The sequence below is a fragment of the Peptoniphilus hominis (ex Hitch et al. 2025) genome, from assembly GCF_040096015.1.
In the GTDB taxonomy this organism is placed as follows: Bacteria; Bacillota; Clostridia; order Tissierellales; family Peptoniphilaceae; genus Peptoniphilus_A; species Peptoniphilus_A hominis.
Genome location: NZ_JBBMFO010000055.1, coordinates 1 through 3,003, shown reverse-complemented (window position 1 = coordinate 3,003; position 3,003 = coordinate 1). Strand labels below are relative to the sequence as shown.

General features: G+C 35.8%; 2 protein-coding genes. Both read left to right on the top strand.

What is annotated here, in order from left to right:
• Positions 1 to 1,441 (top strand): bacterial Ig-like domain-containing protein (locus tag WMO19_RS09575; protein WP_349171631.1); only part of this gene is annotated, 1,441 nt, incomplete at its 5' end.
• Between the two features lie 153 nt (positions 1,442 to 1,594).
• The coding region (locus WMO19_RS09570; RefSeq protein ID WP_349171629.1) for a hypothetical protein at positions 1,595 to 3,003 on the top strand (1,409 nt) is incomplete at its 3' end.

Sequence of the window (3,003 nt, the reverse complement as noted above, 5' to 3'; positions counted from 1 at the left end):
AACAGAAGCCTTAACAGTAAATGAAAAAGTATTTGATCCAGCTCATGTAGAAAAGATGGTAGTAAAGACACAACCAACAAAACTAATCTACACAGAAGGAGAAAACTTAGCACTAGCAGGACTAGTTGTAACACTAACAGACAATCAAGGCGTAACAAAAGATGTAGCATTTAAAGACTTTGCAGCTAATGGAATCACAGCAGAACCAGCAAATGATACAGCTTTAACATTAGCAGACAATGGAAAACCTGTAGCACTAACTAAAGGAAGCTTGCAAGATGAAACAGCAAATCTAACAGTAAATGCAAAGGTAACACCACAAGATCCAATCGTGGGACCAGTAGATCCAAGTGTAACACCAAATCCAGACGAAGCTAAAAACTGGACAGTAACATTTGCAGCAGATCAAACAAAAGGAACAATAGATGCTAAAAACACATTCTATGTACCAAAGACAGCAGGCAAAACATTAGCTGACCTAGCAAATGACGCACCAGAAGTAATAGCAAAAGCAGGATTTATGTTTACAGGATGGAATCCAGCATTAGATGCAAAGACATCAATTAATGGAAACCTAACAGTAAATGCAACATTTGAAACAACAACTACACCACAAGATCCAATTGTGGGACCAGTAGATCCAAGTGTAACACCAAATCCAGACGAAGCTAAAAACTGGACAGTAACATTTGCAGCAGATCAAACAAAAGGAACAATAGATGCTAAGAACACATTCTATGTACCAAAGACAGCAGGCAAAACATTAGCTGACCTAGCAAATGACGCACCAGAAGTAACAGCAAAAGCAGGATTTATGTTTACAGGATGGAATCCAGCATTAGATGCAAACACAGCAATTAATGGCAACATGACAATAAATGCAGAATTCGAAACAACAACTACAATTCCAAAAGTTGTAGTACCAGATCCAGTAAATCCAGGAACAGTGCCAACAGGCCGCGTAAGAGTAACCTTTGACGCAGGCGATGGCAACACAATAGATGGAAGGAACAGATACAAATATCTCGACGTACTAGAAAACACAGCATGGACAGATAGAGAAGTAACAGATGAAATTCCAGCAAAAGCAAAATACAAAGACGCAACACAAGAATTTGACAAATGGGATAAAGAAGTACCAACAAAAGGAAATGTAACAGAAGAAACATTCACGGCGATTTACACAGGAAATTCTTTTGACCTTTTTGCAGATACTTTATCAGCTGGTGAAACTGGGATAATCGTCAGAACATCCATTCCAGAAGTGAAAATAACCCTTATAAAAGGCGGTAAAGTTATCAAAGAAGCTTACACTAATGACTTAGGGGTTGTAACTATAATACTAAATGACAAAGTGGAAAAAGGCGATGTTTATAAAATAATAGGAGAAATGAAAGGATACAAAACTCAAGAAATTTTTGCAACAGTTGTGTCTAAATAGTTTAATTAAAAATGGAAAGAGGGCTCATTCTTTCAATTATGAGATTAAATCTCAAGGAGAGAGTGAGTACCCTCTATCTAATAACAATATTTAGTAAAAAAGGTTTATAGGTTACCTTTAACATTAAATACATTATATAAGGAGAAAAAGAGAATGAACAAAAAAGTAATTAGCTTATTATTAGCTGTTCTTATGCTATTGACAACAATTCCTTTAAATGCTTTTGCAAAGGAAAATAATGTCACAGAAGCAGATGGAGAGCTAAAAATAGAGACAAGAGAGATAGGTGGTAAATCTTATTTTTATGTCCCTATCGGTCCATTAGATTCAAAAACAAAAAATAAATCAATGTTTGGTTTATTTTCTATTAAGCCAAATGTACCAACTAAACCAGGTGCAGGACAACTTATCAATGCTTCAGCTGGTCTAGTTTGGCAAACAGACGATATGACTTTTGATGATATGAAATTTCCAAAAGATGGATTTGAAGCAAAACTTATATTAGGTGAAGGACCAAGAACAGGAGTAACTATAGCTAAAGCAGTGGTTACTGAACCAGCTCCTGCAGGCAGTAAGCTTGATGGACACAATAATCAATTTATCACCACAGATGACTATCAAGTAGGAGATGAAAATATTGGATGTGCAATAGTTTTTGAAAATAAGTTAGTAGCAAATGCTAGAGTATCTGGTAAATTTTCTAATAAGGACATTACGGGCGGAAAGTGTTACTATTTTGTTGTTACACAAATTTCTATGCCTGCTTATACAGCGGAATGGTATGACAATGATAGCTCTACAAGGCCAAGCATTAATGCAAGTATCTTCTCTGGGGTAAACAAGGAAGAAAAAATAGAAGTATTTAAAGAAAATCTTAAATATGGTTCTATTTGCGATAAGACACCTAGATATATTGATGAATATGATATGGAAGGCAACCACATTGGTATGCAGGATTTTATTCCGACAGGTGCTATTAATGAGGGTGCTCTAACAATGTCGCCGGGACAAGGGGCTAAGGCTAAAGGTAGGTTTAACTATTATGAAGGTGCAAATGGAAATGTAGACTTAACAAATACAAAACAAGGAAAAATACCATCATTTACAAAATGGATTATTGTAAATGGACAACCTGTACAAAACACATATCCAACATATTTCTACAACCTAGTAGGAGATAACAATCACTTGTGGCGATTCCAAATGCGTCAAGAGCTAAAAGTAAATTTTGATGCAAATGGTGGTACTTGGAAAGCAGGAAAAGCACCAGACGAACAAATTATTGGTCACTCAATGAAACTTGGGGAAACTTGGGCAGGTATTAATAGCATAACAATTCCTGCTGGAACCGAATTAGAAGGATCAGATTTTTCAGGATGGTCAAAGTCTAAAGATGGACCAGTAATTAATAATATGCAAGATGAGATTATTACTGAAAACACAACATTTTATGCTATATACAATAATTCAGCCTTTGATCCAGCTCATGTAGAAAAGATGGTAGTAAAAGAACAACCAACAAAACTAGTCTACACAGAAGGAGAAAAACTAGCACTAGCAGG